The 19,409-nt window shown below is 70.8% G+C and carries 17 protein-coding genes and 1 pseudogene; 8 read left to right on the plus strand and 10 right to left on the minus strand.

All coding sequences use genetic code 11. The features are described 5' to 3' along the window. The 6 genes from HQ603_RS14705 to HQ603_RS14730 form a co-directional block, all read right to left on the minus strand. Window positions 1-573, minus strand: a 573-nt coding sequence (locus tag HQ603_RS14705; protein WP_222685352.1) for a TerD family protein, incomplete at its 3' end; no start/stop codon positions are given. A gap of 36 nt (window positions 574-609) precedes the next feature. Then, the gene (locus tag HQ603_RS14710) at window positions 610-1,440 is read right to left on the minus strand and encodes an HAD family hydrolase (RefSeq protein ID WP_222685354.1); all 831 of its coding nucleotides are present in this window, start codon (window positions 1,438-1,440) and stop codon (window positions 610-612) included. Then, window positions 1,437-2,546, minus strand: a complete 1,110-nt coding sequence (locus HQ603_RS14715) for a cysteine protease StiP family protein (RefSeq protein WP_222685356.1) — start codon at window positions 2,544-2,546, stop codon at window positions 1,437-1,439. The genes HQ603_RS14710 and HQ603_RS14715 overlap by 4 nt, the downstream gene beginning before the upstream one ends. Next, on the minus strand, window positions 2,543-3,808 hold the full coding sequence (locus HQ603_RS14720; RefSeq protein ID WP_222685357.1) for a phosphoribosyltransferase family protein: 1,266 nt from the start codon (window positions 3,806-3,808) through the stop codon (window positions 2,543-2,545). Before HQ603_RS14720 ends, HQ603_RS14715 begins: the two co-directional genes overlap by 4 nt. Further along, window positions 3,805-4,971 carry an HpcH/HpaI aldolase/citrate lyase family protein gene (locus HQ603_RS14725; protein WP_222685360.1) on the minus strand — a complete coding sequence of 389 codons (1,167 nt, stop codon included), beginning with the start codon at window positions 4,969-4,971 and terminating at the stop codon, window positions 3,805-3,807. Before HQ603_RS14725 ends, HQ603_RS14720 begins: the two co-directional genes overlap by 4 nt. A gap of 22 nt (window positions 4,972-4,993) precedes the next feature. Further along, a complete protein-coding gene (locus tag HQ603_RS14730) occupies window positions 4,994-6,193 on the minus strand; it encodes a hypothetical protein (RefSeq protein ID WP_308126547.1) in 1,200 nt (399 codons plus the stop codon). 148 nt (window positions 6,194-6,341) lie between these two features. Here HQ603_RS14730 and HQ603_RS14735 point away from each other — a divergent pair, with 148 nt between their 5' ends. After that, a complete protein-coding gene (locus HQ603_RS14735) occupies window positions 6,342-6,917 on the plus strand; it encodes a TerD family protein (protein WP_222685362.1) in 576 nt (191 codons plus the stop codon). Between the two features lie 173 nt (window positions 6,918-7,090). Continuing rightward, complete coding sequence (locus HQ603_RS14740; RefSeq protein WP_222685364.1) at window positions 7,091-8,191, plus strand: DUF475 domain-containing protein; 1,101 nt, start codon at window positions 7,091-7,093, stop codon at window positions 8,189-8,191. A gap of 4 nt (window positions 8,192-8,195) precedes the next feature. Here HQ603_RS14740 and HQ603_RS14745 read toward each other — a convergent pair whose 3' ends face one another. Beyond that, complete coding sequence (locus HQ603_RS14745) at window positions 8,196-8,447, minus strand: LuxR C-terminal-related transcriptional regulator (RefSeq protein WP_222685366.1); 252 nt, start codon at window positions 8,445-8,447, stop codon at window positions 8,196-8,198. A 105-nt stretch (window positions 8,448-8,552) separates the two neighbouring features. Between HQ603_RS14745 and HQ603_RS14750 the strand changes: the two genes are divergently transcribed. Beyond that, a complete protein-coding gene (locus tag HQ603_RS14750; RefSeq protein WP_222685367.1) occupies window positions 8,553-12,329 on the plus strand; it encodes an nSTAND1 domain-containing NTPase in 3,777 nt (1,258 codons plus the stop codon). 18 nt (window positions 12,330-12,347) lie between these two features. Here the strand turns inward: HQ603_RS14750 and HQ603_RS14755 are convergent. The 3 genes and pseudogenes from HQ603_RS14755 to HQ603_RS14765 all read right to left on the minus strand — a co-directional run. Next, window positions 12,348-12,596: pseudogene (locus HQ603_RS14755) on the minus strand (LuxR C-terminal-related transcriptional regulator); the annotation flags it as partial. A gap of 111 nt (window positions 12,597-12,707) precedes the next feature. After that, a complete protein-coding gene (locus tag HQ603_RS14760) occupies window positions 12,708-13,331 on the minus strand; it encodes a GNAT family N-acetyltransferase (RefSeq protein WP_222685371.1) in 624 nt (207 codons plus the stop codon). Then, on the minus strand, window positions 13,328-14,686 hold the full coding sequence (locus HQ603_RS14765) for a hypothetical protein (RefSeq protein ID WP_222685372.1): 1,359 nt from the start codon (window positions 14,684-14,686) through the stop codon (window positions 13,328-13,330). The genes HQ603_RS14760 and HQ603_RS14765 overlap by 4 nt, the downstream gene beginning before the upstream one ends. 155 nt (window positions 14,687-14,841) lie before the next feature. On the opposite strand from HQ603_RS14765, the gene rpsF reads away from it, so the two are divergent. From rpsF to dnaB, 5 genes are all read left to right on the plus strand, one after another. Further along, window positions 14,842-15,129 carry a 30S ribosomal protein S6 gene (rpsF, locus tag HQ603_RS14770; RefSeq protein ID WP_068104516.1) on the plus strand — a complete coding sequence of 96 codons (288 nt, stop codon included), beginning with the start codon at window positions 14,842-14,844 and terminating at the stop codon, window positions 15,127-15,129. A gap of 80 nt (window positions 15,130-15,209) precedes the next feature. Continuing rightward, window positions 15,210-15,746: a single-stranded DNA-binding protein gene (locus HQ603_RS14775; protein ID WP_222676915.1), complete on the plus strand. Its 537-nt coding sequence runs from the start codon at window positions 15,210-15,212 to the stop codon at window positions 15,744-15,746. Between the two features lie 44 nt (window positions 15,747-15,790). Continuing rightward, entirely contained in the window at window positions 15,791-16,033 is a 243-nt protein-coding gene (gene rpsR / locus HQ603_RS14780; protein WP_027506021.1) for a 30S ribosomal protein S18, read from the plus strand. Between the two features lie 15 nt (window positions 16,034-16,048). Next, window positions 16,049-16,504 carry a 50S ribosomal protein L9 gene (rplI, locus tag HQ603_RS14785; RefSeq protein ID WP_068104522.1) on the plus strand — a complete coding sequence of 152 codons (456 nt, stop codon included), beginning with the start codon at window positions 16,049-16,051 and terminating at the stop codon, window positions 16,502-16,504. Window positions 16,505-17,014: 510 nt separating this feature from the next. Next, entirely contained in the window at window positions 17,015-19,402 is a 2,388-nt protein-coding gene (gene dnaB, locus HQ603_RS14790; protein ID WP_222685374.1) for a replicative DNA helicase, read from the plus strand. Window positions 19,403-19,409: the final 7 nt, after the last annotated feature.

Raw genomic sequence — 19,409 nt, forward strand, 5'->3', positions numbered from 1 at the left:
GGACGTGGGAGTGGGAGCGGGCGGGGGCGTCGGCGCAGGCGGCGGCGTGGGAGTGGGCGGCGGCGTGGGCGCGGGAGCGGCCGGCGCATCGTCGACACTCACCCCGTGGTCCTGGACCAGCGCCGCAAACCCCCCGGCGTAACCCTGCCCGACGGCGCGCACCTTCCATCCGTCGCCGCGGCGGTAGAGCTCGAGGGCGATGACGATGGATTCTGACGACAATCCGTCGATGCGGTAGCTGAACAGTTCCGCGCCGGACCCGTCGAGGACGACGGCGGTGGGCGCGTCGAATCGTCCGAAGGTGGCGGTGTCGTCGTCGAGGGTGACGACGACGCGAATCTGGGCGATGTCGGCGGGGACGTCGGCGGTGGTGACGACGACCTGCGTTCCGTCGAGACGCACGCCGGGCCCGGTGGGTTGGTTGAAGAAGACGAAGTCGGCGTCGCTGCGCACGGTGCCCGCGTCGGTGACGAGCAGGGCGGAGATGTCGGCCGGTGCGCTCAGCTGGACGCCGACGCGTACGCCGGCGGTGGTGAGCGGCGCGTTCTGGCCCTTGGTCAGCGGTGTGGACACGGTGCTCCTACCTGGTCGCGGTCGTGGTGCCCAAGCCTACGTGGCGACGCCGGTCGGAATGCGGTTCGCGAACCAGCGCAGGATCTCCTCGGCGGCGGTGGCGCCCGCGGCAGCGGTCACCGTGAGGCCCGGACACTCCCAGCCGAGCGCCTCGAGTTCGCCGTGTCGGGGGCGGACGGCGGCGTCGGCGGCGCGGAGCATCTCGGCGTCGAGCGCACCGTCGCCGGCGGCGAGAACCGGTGCGGTGTCGGGGAGGACGCCGTCGGCGATCAGGCGGGCGCGGACCTCGGCGACGGCGCGGGACTTGCAGACGGCGTCGGGCATCGCGTAGACCTTGCGGCCCTGCTGCGAGACGTTCCAGCCGCGCTCGGCGCACCAGTGTCCCCAGTCCCGGACGAACGACGACGGCATGGCGGCGGTGTCCACCACGAGGTAGCAGAAGAGGTCGTCGGCAGTGCGCCGCTTGAGAATCCAGTCGGGCTCGCCGAGTCGGTCGAGCTCGGAGCCGACGTCGGCAAGCGAGGCGGCGGAGTCGCGCACGGCCCGGTCGACGCCGTCGCGCCAGGCCCGGTCCGGCTCGCCGTCGACCAGAACGGTGCCGCCGTTGCTGGTGACGGCGTACCGCCACGGTGCGCCGGGCAGGTCGATGCGGCGGAACTGCTCGACCGTGCGCGTCGTGGTGGGGAGGACGACGGCCGTCCGCGTCAGGGCCCGGAGCAGCTCGGCGGCGCGAGAGGACATGAAGGACAACGGCTGTCCGTCGAGATGCTCGACGCACACGGTGCCGGCGGGGCTCGATCCTTCCGCGAGTGCGCCGGCGCTGTAGATCATGGTGCGGTCGAGGTCCGTGGCGATCAGCACGGTCACGTCATCTCCTTGATCAGACCCATGCAGGAGTAGGCGAGGTCCGGCACCACGTCGACGGGGACCCCGCGTGCCTCGGCCAGCAGGCGGATGTGGCGGTGTTCCGGGGCGTCGGCGTCACGGACGAGCACCCGCCACGGCACGCGGCGCAGCAGTACCCGCGTGGCCTCCCCGACACCGGGTTTGACGAAGTTGACGCTCGCGATGCCGTACCGGCGCTGCACGTCCTCGACCGAGCGCCACCCTGACCAGGTGGGCGTGCGGTCGCTCGCCAGCACGTCCCGCACGCCCGCGGCCACCGCGTCACGGACGTCGTCGAAACACGCGGAGACGCTGTCCAACAATCGGTTCGAGACGTCGACGTCGGCCAGCTCGGCGTAGAACTTGGCGCCGTGGAACTCGCCGGGGCCGATGAGCGCATCGTTCAGCACCGTGCGGGACACCAGACCGGACACCGTCGAATTGAGGCAGGCCGAGGCAATGAGGAAGTCGTCCCGGGTGCCGTAGGTGGTGACGCAGTGACCGGGATCGGCCAGCACCGCGAGTCGGTCGTCGAACCGCGCTCCCCCGGCCGCGGCGTGCGCGTCCAGGGCCTCGGTGAGTTCCCGCGCGATGGCGCCCTTGCCCGTCCACCCGTCCACGAACACGACCGACGACGGGTCGTGGTGCCGGCTCAGGTAGTCCAGTGCGGCGCTGTCGATTCCGCGACCACGCACGATCGAGACGGTGTAGTGCGGCCAGTCCTCGCCGTGCACGTGGCGGGCCCAGCGCCGGATCAGGATGCCGATGGGCGTGCCGGCACGCGCGAGCGAGGCCACCACCGGGTGCGGGCCGCGTTCGGCGCGAATCAGTTCGGTGACGATGCCCACGGCGGTCGCCAGCCGGGGGGCGCTCTCGGCCAGGACCCTCTCGAACAGGGCCCGGTACTGCTCGTCGGGCTGATACTCGACAGGGAGTGACTCCGCGTAATGGGCTGCGCCGGACTGGATCCTGCGTTCGCGCTCGGCGGTGGGCGCCTCGAGGTCGACCCGGGACAGGTCCTGCAGCAGCCAGGACACCTCGTCGGCGGCGTACGAGGAGAACTCGGGACCGTGCAGCGGGGTGGTCACGAGCGCCGGTCCGCGGTGAGGTGGGCGGGGTCCGTCGCCACCACGGCGACCACCACGTCGATGCCCGACGCCGTCAACGCGTCGACCACGCCGTCCTCGGCGACGAGGTGCTCGGTGTCGGCGGGCGGATCGACCACCAGCACCACCGTCGCGTCGCGTCCGGACACCGACGCGTTGTACAGGTAGCGACGCCCGTCGCCGCCCTCCGGCGGACGGAACGACCACCCGCGTCGCAGCGGGTAGCCCGGATCGTCGCGGACGTAGGCCGGCGATCGGGACGTCGTCTGGAACAGGGCGTGCACACCGGCGCGGGTCAGCGACTCCGCCAGGCGCAGCGGCAGGTACATCAGCTCCTCGTGCCCGACCACGACGACGGGCCCGTCGCCGAGCGCGGGTCCCAGGGCCTCGGCGGCCCGGTCCACGGCCTCGTCGAAGGCCGGTCGGTCCGACGCGCGGAAGCCGTGGCGGCCTCCGTCTGGCACGCCGTCCGGCCAGGGGACGTCGACGCGACGCGTCGTTCCCCGCCGGGGTGCCGGGTCGCGGTCGGGAGTCGGCGGCAGGGCGGCCACCGCGTCGGTCAGTCCGTCGGGCGTCGTGACCCGGCCGGTGGCGAGGGACACCGAGTCGATGCGCACCCCGAGCGCCGCGGCGGCCTCGGACAGCCGTCGGCGGTCCTCGTCGGACCGCATGTCGACCAAGGAGGCGACCACGTAGCGGTCCCGTGGGGACAGCACGTGCAGCGCACGGACGGCGTCGAGAGCCGTGGCGCCGGTGGAGATCTCGTCGTCCACCAGCACCAGCGGACACTCGGGGGGCAGGTCGACCGCGAGGTCCGTGGGCACCAGGGCGTGATCGGTGGCGTGCGAGTGCCCCTCCTCGAACCCGCCGACCACCGGGAACCCCGGCACCGATCGGCGCGTCGAGTGCAGGTAGGCCGCGGCGTCGAGTGCCGTGGCGACGCCGTGGCCCAGACCGGTGGCCGTCTCGGCGAATCCGAACACCGCGACCGGACCGGGCACGTCCGACAGCACGGCGGCGCACCGGTCCGCGAGCAGGCCGGCGGCCTCGATCACCCGGTCCGGGGAGCACGGGATGTGCTTGCCCAGCACCGTCGAGACCAGCAGGTGGGCGCGCTTGGGGTTGCGGCGCAGTCCCGGCTCGACCAATTCCTCGACCCGGAGACCGACCGGCGAGTCGACATGCTCGACGCGCAGCCCCAGTTCGGCCGTGGCCCAGGGCGTTCCGCTCGCAGCGGTGCTCATCGCTCCCCCTCCGGGACGACGAGCGCCCGCATCACGTCGACGAACGAGACGCCGTCGGCGGTCACCCCGAACACGTGTGCTCGGCGCAGGGTGCGCTCGGCCCAGGTGCGGTGGGGCCCCGACTCGTTCATCTTGTTCCGGTAGTCCGACGCCCGGACGCCGCCGCCCGACGCGGCCGCGACGTCGCACGCGTCGCGGTACTCCTCGCGGGTCACCACCGACAGGGCGTGGACGGCGGCGACGTGCGTGGGGTGGATGACGGTCTTGCCGTGCAGGCCGTTCGCCCGGTCGAGGGCGACCTCGCGGAGGAGTCCGTCGATGTCGCGGCTCACGAGGTGCGTTCGGAAGCGCACCGCGTCGTGCTCGGCGAAGGGTGTCTGGCGCAGGAGCGGTCGGAACAGTCGCTCGTGGTCGGCGAAGTACTCCCACACCGGGCCGGTGACCACGAAACCCGTTCCGTCCGTGCGGCCGAGGTGGTTGACGACGGCCGCGATGGTGTCCGCCACCACACGCACGTCGTAGATGGTGAGGTCGCGGTCGCGGCGGATGCCGAACAGTCCGCTCATGTCGGTGGCGCCGATCCGGACCGCGAGCACCCGGTCACGGTGCCGCCCGAGAACCTCGCGAATGCCGGACAGTTCCTCGTCGCGGGTCTCGCGGTGTACCACCTCGGGTGTCTCCACCACGGGCATCACCCCGAACGGCACGCCCAGGTCCGCGGCGCGCTCGGACACCGCGGTGAGGAACTCGTCGCCGACGGCGGGGCGGAACTTCGGCAGCACGAACCCGGCGAGCGACGCTGCGGCGCCGACGATTCCGTCGCAGACCCGGTGCATGTCGTCGATCGTGCGGACGCGGACGAAGACGGCCGCGTCGGGTGGATCGCCGGCGAGATCGCGGACCGCGTCCACCACCCGTCGTCGCGCGCCGTCGAGGTCGTGGTCCGCGACGGCGTCCTCGAGGTCGAGCACCATCGACCGCACCCCGTCCGCGGCCCGGCGCCGGACGGTGTCGGCCAGATCGGTCCGCGTGGCGGGGGCGTAGAGGGTGGCGCCGAGGGCCAGCGCACGGTCGACGACGTCGCTGTCCGCGGACACGTCGGCGGGCGGACGGTCGAACAGCCGCGCCCGGACGTCGTCGTCCAGGTGGGAGAAGTGCTGCACCGGTGTGCCTTTCGATCGATGGTCAGGTGCGGCGGCCGCGCACGCGGTCGATCACACCCGCGACGAACGCGTCGATGGCGTCCAGCTCACGCAGATACGCCCAGTAGTCCGGGCGGCCGACGGCGAGTCGATCGCCGGCGCGCTCCAGGCGCGCGAGTTGAGCATCCAGGACCGATCCCCACTCGGCAACCCGGCCGCGGTCGACCACCAGCAGTTGCGCGTCACGCAATCGGAAACGCACGCCCTGCTCGACGCGATCGGGATGGTCGCGGACCTCCCGGAGCCGGGCGAGTCGGTCGGTGACGGCGTCGACGTCCTCCTCCGCGTCCGCGAGGTGTTGCCGCGCGACCCCGATGTGGTCGAGCGCGCCCTCCGGATCCCCCTGTCGCGCAGCGACGGTCGCGGCGTCGATGTCCGCGGCGGCGGCGCGCATGTGCTCCTCGCAGCGTTCGCGGGCGCCCGTCAGGTCCGCCGACCCGGCGGCGACGAACTCGCGCAGCAGCGCCGAGTACGCCGGCGCGATGTTCTCCGCCCGCGTCCCGACGGCCTGCAGCCGGGTGCGGACCGACGCCAGGGCCTTGGCGGCGGCGTCGGCGCGACCGGGGGCGTCGGCGAGCGTGCTGCGCAGTGCGTCGGCGGCCTCGCGGGTGCAGGCCGCGGCCGCGACGACGTCGGGTCCGAGGCCGGTGGCCTCGGCGCGGGCCAGCGCGGTGAGGGCGGCGTCGACCTCGCCGAGAGCGCGGCGGACCGAGGGGAACCGGTGGTACGGCTGCGAGCCGTCCACCCGCCCGGCCGCGTCCTGCGCCGTCCGCCGGGCGTCGGCGGCCAGCCGGGGGACGGCGGCGTACTCGGCGACGGCGTGCTCGAGCCGGCCGCGGTACGCGCCGTAGAACTCGTCGACGGCCGCGCTGGCCGCCGCGAGCTGCGCGATCGCCGCGGCGAACGCGGACCAGGCCTCCTCGGACGCGTCGGACTCGGGACGTTCCGTCGCGGCGAGGTAGGTGGCGCCGGCCGCGAAGCACTGTTCCTCGACCCGCCGCCACCGCTCGCGCAGGGCGTCCTCGGCCCGGCCGAGCTTCTCGAGCGCGTGGACACCGCCGGCCGCGATGCTCTGGCGGGTGTCCATGTCCAGGAACGAGCGCACCGTGTCGCTGCGAATGTCGGCGACCGCCTCCGCACGGGCGGTCGAACGGCTGAGCCGCCCGGGCCACCGGTGAGTCACGGTCACGATCCTACGGCCGTCCGTCGGGAACGCGTGTGCGTCGTCGGTCGTTGGCGGTATGAACGTGCAGAAGGATCCACCCGGCGAGGGTCACCGAGCGGGTGACTCCGCGCGGGTGACACGGAACGCATCGACGAGAGGAAGCATCATGGGCGTCAGCCTGAGCAAGGGCGGCAACGTCTCCCTGACCAAAGCGGCACCGAACCTGACCGCGGTGTCGGTGGGCCTGGGATGGGACGTGCGGACCACCACGGGCACCGACTTCGACCTCGACGCCAGCGCCATCGCGCTCGGCACGGACAAGAAGGTCGTCAGCGACCAGCACTTCGTCTTCTTCAACAACCTCAAGTCCCCGGACGGCTCGATCGAGCACATCGGTGACAACACCACCGGTGAGGGCGACGGCGACGACGAGGTCATCAACGTCGAGCTGTCCGCGGTGCCGCCGAACATCGACACCATCACCTTCCCGGTGTCGATCTACGAGGCCGACGCCCGCTCGCAGTCCTTCGGCCAGGTGCGCAACGCGTACATCCGCGTCGTCGACAAGTCCACCGGTTCCGAGCTCGCCCGCTACGACCTCAGCGAGGACGCCTCGACGGAGACCGCCATGGTGTTCGGCGAGCTGTACCGGAACAACAACGAGTGGAAGTTCCGCGCCGTCGGTCAGGGCTACGCCTCCGGTCTCGCCGGCATCGCCCGCGACTTCGGCGTGAACGTCTGATCCCCCTCGCGCCGGGGGTGACCCCACCCCACCGGGAGTAGAGTCCAGCCACGGACGGAGCGTTCGCCCCGTTCGTCACGCTCGAACTGCCCGCCATCCGACACGGGTGGCGGGCAGTATTCGTGTCAGGCTCGGCTCGCACGGGGTCGACGCCACCAGGAAGGCCAGGATCGGTGCTCAGAATCTTCGGGTGGTCGTTCGCCATCACGGCGCTCGCCATCGTCGTCGCGTTCGTCTACGGCAGTTGGCAAGCGGTCGCGCTGGTGGTGATCCTCGGCATCCTCGAGGTGTCGCTGTCGTTCGACAACGCCGTCATCAACGCGACGGTGCTGCGCCGGATGAGCGATTTCTGGCAGAAGATCTTCCTCACCATCGGCATCGTGATCGCCGTGTTCGGCATGCGGTTGGTGTTCCCGCTGGTGATCGTCTGGGCCGCGTCCGGGCTGGGGCCCGTCGAGGCGATGCGCCTCGCGCTGAACCCCCCGGCCGACGACGCCCCGTACTTCCCGGACGGCAGCCCGTCCTACGAGACGCTGATCACCGACGCGCACCCGCAGATCGCGGCGTTCGGCGGCATGTTCCTCATGATGCTGTTCCTCGGCTTCATCTTCGAGGAGCGCGAGCACACCTGGCTCTCGTGGATCGAGAAGCCGCTGGCCAAGGCGGGCAAGCTCGACATGCTGCCCGTCGTCGTCGCCGGCGTCTCGCTGGTGCTCGCGGCCGAGTTCCTCGCGGAGGACGAGAAGATCTCGACGGTCATGGTCTCCGGTGTCCTCGGCATGATCACGTACATCACGGTCAACGGCCTCGGCAATCTCTTCCACGTCCCCGGGGAGGACGAGGAGGAACAGTCGGGTCCGTCCGATCTGGCCAAGGCGACCGGCAAGGCCGGCTTCTTCCTCTTTCTCTACCTCGAGGTGCTCGACGCGTCGTTCAGCTTCGACGGCGTCATCGGCGCGTTCGCCATCACGGCGGACCCGATCGTCATCGCCCTGGGCCTCGGTTTCATCGGTGCGATGTTCGTCCGCTCCCTGACGGTCTTCCTGGTGCGCAAGGGCACGCTCGACGACTACGTGTACCTCGAGCACGGTGCGCACTGGGCCATCGGCGCTCTGGCCGCGATCCTGCTGGTGTCCATCGGCGTGCACATCAACGAGATCGTCACCGGTCTGGTGGGCGTCGTGCTGATCGGCCTGTCGTTCCTGTCCAGCATCCGACGCAATCGTCGACTCGCGGCCGAGGGCCACGCCGACGAGGCCAAGGTCAACGTCTGACCGCTCACCAACTCTCGACGGACGTGAAGCCGTCCTGGATCGCGCGTGCGAACAGGGCGGCTTTCGTCTGTGCCGGGCGGCCCACCGCCTCGTACTTCGCCCGTACTCGCGTGATGTGGGTGTGCACGGTGCACGGCGCGATGTAGAGGGCTCGCGCCGTGTCGGTCTTCGAGTCGGCCGCGAACCACGCGAGAAGGACTTCGACCTCACGATCGCTGAGGGACGGAATCGCGGCGGGATCCGCAGGCTGGCGCATGGTCTCGATGCTCGTTGCGCGCTGGTCCCGCGACCAGCCGAGGCGCGGTGTCCGAACGAACTCCGAACGCGCATCCGCCGCCGACCTGCGCCTAGAGTCGGCGACATGAGCTGGGGGGCCGGGCGGGATCCGGGGGCAGTGCAGTCGCGGGAGGACCTCGCGGACGCCCTGCGGGGCCTGCGGGAGTCGAGCGGGGTCACCGTGCGGGCGATCGCCGACCGCGCCGACGTCCGCCTGGCGACGGTGGGCGGCTGGTTCAGTGGCAAGCACGTTCCGACGCCGAGCAACCAGGACTCCTTCCGTCGCGTGCTCGATGCGTGCGGGGTCGCCCCCGACGACGCCGACGCCTGGTGGGCGGCGGTGCTGCGCGTGCGGCGGGCGACCCAGCGGCGGGCGGCGGCGACGCCCTACCGAGGTCTCGCGGCCTTCTCCGTCGATGACTCCCGGTGGTTCCACGGCCGCGCGGACGAGACCGACGCGCTGCTCGACCGGGTTCGGCTGCTGACCGGCGGAGGAATCCTCGCCGTGGTCGGAGCGTCCGGTGCCGGGAAGTCGTCGCTGCTGTCGGCCGGCCTGCTCGCGCGGATCGAGCGCGGCGACCTCGGTGCGCGGACGGCGGTGCGCACCACGCCGTCGCGCCTCCGGGATCTCCACGACCTCCGGGACCTGCGCGACCTCGATGCGCGTCCGGACGTCGTCGTGATCGACCAGGCCGAGGAACTGTGGGGCGAGGCGTTCGACGCGAGCGAGCGCCGGCGCTACCTCGACCGCCTCGAGAACCTGACCACCGACGCCGATCACCCCGTGGTGGCGGTCGTGGCGCTGCGCGCGGACTTCTACGCGTCCGCCCTGACCGAGCCGACGATGGCGGCCGTGCTCTCGTCGGGTCCGCTGGTCGTCGGGCCGCTCGACGAGCAGCGGGTGCGTCGGGTGATCACCGCTCCCGCCGAGACCGCCGGCGCCCGCTTCGACCCCGCGCTGGTCGACGTGCTGCTCGCGGAACTGGGTGTGCGATCGCAGCAGGGACTGTCGCCGTCGACGCTCCCCCTGCTCTCGCACGTCCTTCTCGCGACCTGGGAGCGCGCGCGCACGTCCGTGTTGTCCGTCGCGGACTATCGGGCGACCGGGGGGATCGCCGCGGCGGTCGAGCAGACGGCGGAAGCGGTGCTCGGCGCCTACGACGCCGACGAGCGGGCCGTCGCCGAGCGTCTGCTCCTGCGACTGGTGGACCTCGACGGCCCGACCGTGACGCGTCGTCTCGTCCCCCTCGCCGAGGTAGGGGCCGTCGCCGCCGAGGTGGTCGACGATCTCACCGACGCCAGGTTGCTGACGGTCGACGAGCAGTTCGTGTCCATCACCCACGAGGCGTTGGTGACCACGTGGCCGAGGTTCGCGGAACTGATCGACGCCCACCGGGCGTGGGTGGTGCATCACCGCACGCTGACGCAGTACGCGCGCGGATGGGACGAGACGGGCCGCGATCGTGGCGAGCTGTTGAGCGAGACGCGGTCGGCGCTGTACGAGTCGCTGCTCGCCACCGGCGGGCGTCGCGAGCACCTCAACGCGCTCGAGACGGAGTACGTCACCGAATCGGCCGCCGAGCATCGCCGGACGGCCGACGCGCGTCGCCGACGGGCCCGGGTGCGGGCGGCGTTGACCTCGGCGCTGGCCGTGATGACGGTGCTGGCGGTGGCCGCGGCGACGCTCGCGGTGTCGGCGCGATCACGCGCGGTGTCCGAACGCAACGACGCGGTCGAGGCTCGGGCCGTCGCGGACGCGCGGGTCGTCCTCGCGCAGTCACGGCGACTCCGCGACCAGGATCCGGCACTGTCGGCGCAGTTGGCGGTGGCCGCGTACGAGATGGACCCGTCGTTCGACGCCCGGTCGGCGGTTCTGGACACCACGGCGTCGGCGGTCCCGACGCGCGTCGTCGGCCCGGCGGGTCCCACCCAGTCCGTGCTCGACGAGGCGGGACGCGTTCTGGCCGTGGGCTATTCCTCGGGTTCGGTGGACCTGTATCGCGGCGACCCCGACGACGAGAGCGCGTTCGCGCAGGCCCCGCCGTCGCGCGTGACCACCGACGCCGGGCCCGTGCAGTCCCTCGCGGTGGACGCGTCGGGAACGCGCGTCGCGGTCGGCAGCGCCACGCTCGTCGCCGTGTACGACGTCTCGGTGCGGGGCGGGCCGCGCAGGATCGCGACGCTCCCCCTCGACACGACGGCGCAGTCGATCGTGTTCCGGCCGGGAAGCGCCGAGCTGGCGGTGGGCACCGCGACGTCGACGGTGCTGCGGTGGTCGTACGAGACGCCGGCGCCGCCGACGCGACTGGACGTCCCCGGGGCCGGCAACACCGTCGTGGACTACACGCCGGACGGTCGTCGCCTCGTGGGGGCCGGGAACGGGCGCGCACTCACCGTGTGGGACACCGACTCGGGCGAGGCCCTGTTCGCCGTCCCGTTCGACGGCTCCACCTACCGCTATCTCGATCTCGACGTGGCGCCGGACGGAACGACGCTGGCGGCGGGGACCACCGGGCGAGAGGTCCGGCGGTGGACGCTCGGCGGCGACGGCAGGCTCACCGACCTCGCGCCCCTGGGACAGTTCGGCAGCTACGTCACGACGGTCGCCTTCGATCGCACCGGGCAGTTCTTCGCCGCGGGCAGCTCGGACGCGTCGACGGTCGTGTGGAACGCGCGCACCGACGACGAGGTGGCGACTCTCCCCGGTCCGGCGGTGGTCGGCAGCGTCGCGTTCGGCGGCACCGGATCGCTGATCACGTCCGACGGAGGTGGGACCACCCGGCGATGGCGCGTCCCCGGTCCCGACCTGCCGGGGCCGACGGCCAGCGTCTTCACCCTGGTCCACCGGCAGGGTGGCCCGTCGGTGCTCGCCGGTGTCGGACAGCGCGGAGACGGCGCCGTGGTGTGGCGGGCCGGGGCCGGTGGCGTCGAGCCGACGCCGGCGACGCTGCGTCCCGGTCCGGGGGTGGTGTACACCGGTGCGTCGGCGCTGAGCTGGGACAGCTCGACGGCGGTGGTCGGCACGAGCACCGGTGGCGTCGAGACGTGGGACGTCACCGATCCCGCCCGCCCGGTGCGGCTCGGCGCGATCGACGGCGTGGTGCCCCTGCTGGTCGGCGGTCTCGCGTTCACCGCCGACGACCGGTATCTGCTCCTCTCGCAGCAGGACGCGCCCGACGTCGCGGTCCTCGATCTGGCCGATCCCGCCGCCCCGCGCGCCGTGTCGACGTTCACGGTGACCGGTCTGCCGTCGCTGTCGATCTTCCGGACGGACCGCGCGGTCGTGCACGTCGCCACGTCGGCCGCTGCCGTCGAGACGTGGGACCTGACGGATCCGCTCCGCCCGGTGCGGATCGGACAGCTGACGGGATTGCCGGCCGCGGGCAACGCGGTCGCGCTGTCGGCGGACCGGTCGGTGCTGGCCGTCGGCACCGCGGACGGAACCGTCACCCTCGTCGATGCCACCGATCCGGCGCAGTTGCGGGTGCTCGGCACGACCGGCGCCGACACCGAGGTGTACTCGCTGGCGTTCGATGCCGACGACGGACGCCTGGTGGGGGGCACGTCGATCGACTCGGCGTGGATCTGGGACGTGCGCGATCCGACCGCGCCGCAGCCCTTCGCCGCCCTGAGCGCGACCGGGGAGCGGGTCTACGACGCGGTCTTCGTGGGTGCCGACACCGTGGTGGCGGGCGGGGTCGGTGGCACCGTGCGGCAGTGGACGATCGATCCCGAGGCCGCGATCGAGAACCTCTGTGCGCGAGCGGGAACGCTGGTCACCGAGCCCGAGTGGGCGGGCCTGCTGCCGGGCGTGGACTACGCCCCGCCGTGCGGCCGAGGAGCGCTCCGCTCCCCCCGCTGACCGGTCGATCCGCCCGGGCTACAGGTCGGTCAGGGCGACGATGTCGTCCTGCAGCGCCCGCGCCACCAGGGACGCCTTGGTCGGCGCGGGACGCCCGACGGCCGCGTACTTCTGACGGATCCGGGTCAGGTGCGTGTTGACCGTTCCGAGGGACAGGTAGAGGGTCCGCGCGACAGCGGGTTTGGAATCGCTGCGGAACCAGGCGAGGAGAACCTCGATCTCGCGTGCGGTGAGTTTCGGTCGAGAGGTGAGCGCCGTGATGTCGGCTGCTGGCGGTCGATCGAAGACGAGTGTGGCCATGAGTCACGCCTCCATGCCGGCACGCCTCCCCCGACGAGACGCGTATCCGAAAACCGGGCGATTGCCCGGTTCGCAGAATCATGGCATCGGAACGGTTGGTCTGTCACCATTTCTGGGCCGGTCAAACCGATTTCGCACCTTTTCATTCAATCGAATGCATGCGTCCGGCCAGTCGTCGTCGGTCATCGCGAAGAGCGCGGTGGTGCGCCACGACCCGTCGGACCGTTGCCGATGTTTACGAAGCAGTCCCTCGAACTGCGCGCCCAGCCCAAGAATTGCGGCGCGGGATTGGGCATTGTGTTCGTCGGTGTGCCATTCCACGCGCACTGCGCCGCGGCTGAACGCGCGGTCCAGCAACAGCACCTTGGCCTCCGGATTGACCGCGGTGCCCTGCACCGTCGTCGAGAGCCAGGTGTAGCCGATCGCGAGACTCCGGTGAGCCGGGTCGATCAGGTAGTACGACGTCGTGCCCACGGGGGTGCCGTCCGCGGTGCGTTGGAGGAAGGGCTGCCGGGTCGGGTCGGCCAGCGCCGCCTCGATGTAGGCGGCGGCGTCGTCGGGCGTCCTGATCGGTGCGCTGGTCCACCGGAAGATGCGCTCGTCGTCGGCGGCCGCGACGAGGTCGTCGACGTGCCCGTCGGTCAGCGGTTCCAGAACGACGTGCGTCCCCCGCAACGTCTCGTGCTCGATCCAGTCGCTCATGCCGGTACCTCCTCCGATTCGAGCCGTCGCGCGGTCGGCCGTGCGCGGCGAGTGGTGGGCGTCCGGACCGCCGCGCGGGCGAAGACGACCAGCAGGACCAGCAGCAGCGCGGTGCGCGCCCACACGCCGAGCACCACCAGGCTCTCCTCCGCCGACGCGTCGGTGCCGGCGGCGAGGGCCGCGAACCAGCGGAAGACGCCCACGCCCACGACGACGTCCGTCATCAGATAGGCACCGACCACCTGCCAGGGCACGCGGAGGAGCACGAAGAACGGCAGGATCCACAGGGTGTACTGCGGGGAATGGACCTTGTGGAAGAGCAGGAACCCCGTGAGCATCACCGCGCTGGTCTGCACCCACGGGTACGTCCCGACGACGGCGAGTCGACGACGGCCGAACCACAGCGCGCCGGCGAAGGACAGCAGGACCAGGACGGGGGAGAGCAGGTCGACCGCCGACTGGAAGGCGGCGTCGGCCGCCGTGCTCACCTCGGGTGTCGCGCCGGGGGTCTCGAAGAGATACCGCACGCCCCAGTACCAGACGGAGTTGGTGGTGATGTCCACCCGGCGCAGTCCCTGGAAGGCGAACGACGCCCGCCATCCGTCGAAGCCGACGACGGCGAACGGCACGTTGATCGCCCCCACCGTGGCCCCGGCCGCGGCGAGGACGCCCAGCGCGCCGCGCACGTCGCGTCGGCCCGTGCTCGCGTTCGCGTACAGGACGTGGGCCGCCAGCGGGAGCACGAACGCGCCCGGGTAGAGCTTGAGGCAGAAGCCGATCCCGAGCAGCACGGCGGCGACCACCGCGCGCACCCGCAGCGGGAGTCGCGTCGCCATCACCGCGACCGCGCCGACCGTCGTTGCGACGACGGGAAGTTCCCAGTTGTGGAACGCGTACAGCACCAGCGCGGGACTGGCGGACCAGATCAGCGCGACGCGGCCGGTCAGGCGGCCGAGCATCCACGCCGTCACCGCGCCGAACGGGGCCAGCAGGACCGCCGACCACGCCAGGAACTCCGCGTCGGTGTGACTGCCCAGGGCGCCGAGCCACATCAGCAGCCCGCTGAGCACCGGGTACTCGACGGTGCCGCCGGTCAGGGTGCCGTCGGGTGCGATCGCCCCACCGACGTAGGGGAACAGGTGCTGGTCGATGCCCCGATCCAGCCAGAGGAACTGGATGTCGGAATAGCAGACGGTGGCGTCCTTGATGCGGTCGAACGCCTCGCTACGCCCGGCGGCGTCGAAGGGCGGACCCGCGCACCGCGCCTTGTTGAGATACCCGAGCGCCATCGTGACCAGGGCGACGAGCGTGACCGACGCGGCCACGAGCGGACTCGCGCGGCGACCGGTCTCCATGACCTCACCCTAGGGCGGGGGTGGGCGGGGCGCTCGGGCGGGATTTCGTCGGCGGTGGGTGCGGAAGGTACCCTGGGCAGGTTGCTGACGCAACGACCCTCCTGTCACGGATCGTCCGTGACCGTTTCACAGTCCATAGGAGGTGATGAGGTCTCATGCGTCATTACGAACTGATGGTCATTCTCGACCCCAACCTGGACGAGCGCACCGTCGCCCCGTCGCTGGATACGTTCCTCAACGTCATCCGCAAGGACGGCGGCAAGATCGACAAGGTCGATGTGTGGGGTAAGCGCCGTCTCGCCTACGAGATCGAGAAGCACTCCGAAGGTATCTACGCCGTCATCGACATCGATGCCGAGCCTGCTTCGGTGTCCGAGCTCGATCGTCAGCTGGGCCTGAACGAGTCCGTTCTGCGCACCAAGGTTCTCCGCCGCGGCAAGTGACCTTCCTTGTCGGCGCCCGCCCCTAGGCTGGCGGCGGACACGACACTGCAGGCACTGACGAGGTACGAGAAAGAGGAATCATGGCAGGCGAAACCGTCATCACCGTCGTCGGAAACCTGACGGCCGATCCCGAACTTCGATTCACCCCCGCCGGTGCGGCGGTCGCGAACTTCACCGTCGCGTCCACCCCCCGCACCTTCGATCGCCAGACCAACGAGTGGAAGGACGGCGACGCGCTGTTCCTCCGCTGCAACATCTGGCGTGAGGCAGCGGAGAACGTCGCCGAGTCCCTGACTCGCGGCGCTCGGGTGGTCGTCACGGGCCGGCTCCGGCAGCGTTCCTTCGAGACGCGTGAGGGTGAGAAGCGCACTGTCGTCGAACTCGAGGTCGACGAGGTCGGCCCTTCGCTCCGCTACGCGACGGCCAAGGTCAACAAGGTCAGTCGCGGTGGCGGCGGTGGCGGAGGCGGGTTCGGTTCCTCCGGTGGGTCGGGCGGATCGCCTCGTCCCGCGTCCGGTGGCAGCTCGCAGAACGACGATCCGTGGGGCAGCGCCCCGCAGGCATCGGGCTCGTTCGGTGGCGGCAACCGTGGCGGGGACGACGAACCGCCGTTCTGACCGGCACCCCAACACACGCATCACATCTGATCTGGAGATCGACCATGCCCAAACCGCCGTTGCGCGACAAGGTGATCAAGAAGAAGGTCTGCGCCTTCTGCAAGGAAAAGAACACGTCCATCGACTACAAGGACACGACGCTGCTGCGTAAGTACGTCAGCGATCGCGGCAAGATCCGCGCTCGTCGTGTCACCGGCAACTGCGTCCAGCATCAGCGGGACATCGCCATCGCAGTCAAGAACTCGCGTGAGGTGGCCCTGCTGCCCTACGCCGCGACTGCGCGATAAGGGGAAAGGGAAACCATGAAGCTCATCCTCACCGCTGATGTCGACAACCTCGGTGCGCCCGGCGACACCGTGGAGGTCAAGGACGGATACGGCCGCAACTACCTGCTGCCTCGCGGCCTGGCCATCGTGGCCACCCGCGGCGCGCAGAAGCAGGTCGACGGCATCCGTCGTGCGCAGGAAGCCCGCGCCGTGCGCGGACTCGACCACGCCAACGAGCTCAAGCAGGCCATCGAGGGCCTCGACTCGGTGTCGCTGACGGTGCGTACCGCCGGCGATTCGGGCAAGCTCTTCGGCTCGGTCACCGCCGCCGACGTCGCCGCCGCGCTCAAGTCCGCCGGTGGCCCCACCGTCGACAAGCGCAGCGTCGAGCTGCCGAAGTCGCACATCAAGTCCGTCGGCAAGCACCGCATCACGGTCGCGCTGCACCCCGACGTCACCGCTGCGTTCGACCTCGAGGTCACGGCCTCCTAGGTCCGCGCCCAGCGCTGCACGACGCCCCGGTTCGCCTCCACGGCGGGCCGGGGCGTCGTCGTGCCCGGACTAAGTCGCGAAAACGAGGCCAACGTTCGAATTCCGTCGGTGTGAGCCACGTCATGTTGATAACTCCGGTCCCGCGCGACCCGACACGCCCGAGTTGTCAACTCCCGTGGACACGCCGACGCCGAGTCGATCCCCAGGAAAGAAAGTTCATGAACAGCCTCTGACCTGCTGTTTCCACTGAAACTTTCTCGGTGCTCCCCAGGTTGTCCACAGATGGTCAACACCGCGTCCCGCAGTTTGCACAGTCCATCCCCGGGTCGGTCCACAAGCGCTTTTGCGCGACCCGATTCGAGCCCCTAACGTCCCTCCGGCATCGATCTCGAGGCCGCGGATCGGGTCGTCCTGTCGGTGCGCCGAGGTAGACATCTCCGGGGCATCACCCCGCGGGATTCGACGGTCCGGTGACGGCCGTCGGCACGAGCGAGAAGGCGGCGAATATCTGTGGCTGTGGTGGACGATCGCGGGTCGAGCGACTATTCCGGCCCGTCCGAGCCGCCCGGTGAGGACTTCGGCCGCCAGCCTCCGCAGGACATGGCCGCGGAGCAGTCCGTGCTCGGCGGCATGCTGCTGAGCAAGGACGCCATCGCCGACGTGCTCGAGATCCTGCGGCCCGGTGACTTCTACCGCCCGGCCCACCAGATGGTCTACGACGCGATCCTCGACCTCTACGGCCGCGGGGATCCGGCCGACCCGGTGACCGTCTCGGCCGAGCTCGAGCGGCGCGGGGAACTCAAGCGCATCGGTGGACCGCCCTATCTGGTCACGCTGACGCAGACGGTGCCGACGGCGGCCAACGCCTCGTTCTACGCCGAGATCGTCGTCGAGAAGGCCATCCTGCGGCGGCTGGTGGAGGCCGGCACGCGCATCGTGCAGTTCGGTTACGCCGGCGCCGACGGTCAGGACGTCTCCGAGGTGGTCGACCGCGCCCAGGCCGAGGTGTACGAGGTCACCGAGCGCCGTACCGCCGAGGACTTCGTGCAGCTCGAGGAGCTGCTGCAGCCCACGATGGACGAGATCGACTCCATCGCCAGCCGCGGCGGCATGTCCAACGGTGTGCCCACCGGCTTCACCGAGCTCGACGAGGTGACCAACGGTCTGCACCCGGGGCAGATGATCATCGTGGCGGCGAGACCGGGTGTCGGAAAGGCCCTCGCACTCGACACCCCCCTGCCGACCCCGACGGGCTGGACCACCATGGGCGAGGTCGAGGTGGGCGATCGGTTGATCGACGCGTCGGGCCGCGCGACACGCGTCGTCGCTGCAACGGACGTCATGGTCGGTCGCCCCTGCTATGAGGTGGAGTTCTCCGACGGGACGGTCATCGTCGCCGACGCGGAACACCAGTGGCTGACCGACACCCGTGCGTCGCGCAAGTCCGCGCAGGCGGCGGCAACGCAGTACAACGGCTACCGCAACCAGCGCACGTTCGCCGAGGTACGCACCACCGAGGAGATCGCGGCGACCGTCCGGTGCGCGACCAAGGACGGGCGCACCAACCACTCGGTGACCAACACTGCGCCGCTGCAGTTCGACGAGGCCGACCTGCTGGTCCCGCCCTACACGCTCGGTGCCTGGCTCGGCGACGGCACCAGTGCGTGCGCGCAGATCACGTCGGACGATCCCGAGATCATCGCCCGCATCGAGAGCGAGGGGTCGGTGGAGCCCGAGACTGCGCTGCGCACCGTCGGGGTCCTGAACACCAAGCACATCCCGATCGAGTACCTGCGCGCGTCCGAGGCGCAGCGCCGCGCCCTGCTGGCCGGCCTGTTGGACACGGACGGAACCGTGACCGGCGGTGGGAGCGTGCAGTTCAGCGTCACTCACGAGCGGCTCGCGACGGACGTCGCCGAGCTGATCGTCAGCCTCGGGTACCGCGTTCAGTTGGCGACCAAGTCGGTGAAGGGTCGACGCGAGTCCTCGTCGACCGCGTTCACGCTGACCTTCGCGACGGACGAGCAGGTCTTCGGGCTGACGCGGAAGGACGTGCTGCACAAGCAGCGCCGCAAGGCGGTCGGTACAGCGCGGTCGTCGAGTCGAATGATCACGGCCGTCCGGAAGATCGAGTCGGTCCCGGTGCGGTGCGTGGAGGTCGACAACGCCGACCACCTCTACCTCGCGGGCCGGTCGATGGTGCCGACGCACAACTCCACTCTCGGTATGGATTTCATGCGCTCGTGCTCCATCAAGCACGGCATGGCCAGTGTCATGTTCTCCCTCGAGATGAGCCGCACCGAAATCGTGATGCGCCTGCTCTCGGCCGAGGCGAAGATCAAGCTGGGCGACATGCGCTCGGGCAAGATGACCGACGACGACTGGACGCGCCTCGCCCGCCGCATGAGCGAGATCAGCGAAGCGCCGCTGTTCGTGGACGATTCGCCGAACCTCACCATGATGGAGATCCGCGCGAAGGCCCGGCGGCTCAAGCAGCGGCACGACCTCAAGCTGATCGTCATCGACTATCTGCAGCTGATGTCGTCCGGCAAGAAGGTCGAGTCGCGCCAGCAGGAGGTCTCGGACTTCTCACGTTCGCTCAAGTTGCTGGCCAAGGAACTCATGGTCCCCGTGGTCGCGATCTGTCAGCTCAACCGTGGTCCCGAGCAGCGCACCGACAAGAAGCCGATGGTGTCCGACCTTCGCGAGTCCGGCTCCCTCGAGCAGGACGCCGACATGGTCATCCTGCTCTACCGTCCCGACGCCACCGAGCGCGACGATCCGCGTGGCGGTGAGGCGGACCTGATCCTGGGCAAGCACCGTAACGGCCCGACGGCGACCATCACCGTGGCCCACCAGCTGCATCTGTCGCGGTTCGTGGACATGGCGCGGGGGTAGAGGAGTC

Source organism: Rhodococcoides corynebacterioides (genome assembly GCF_019834675.1).
Lineage (GTDB): Bacteria > Actinomycetota > Actinomycetes > Mycobacteriales > Mycobacteriaceae > Rhodococcoides > Rhodococcoides corynebacterioides_A.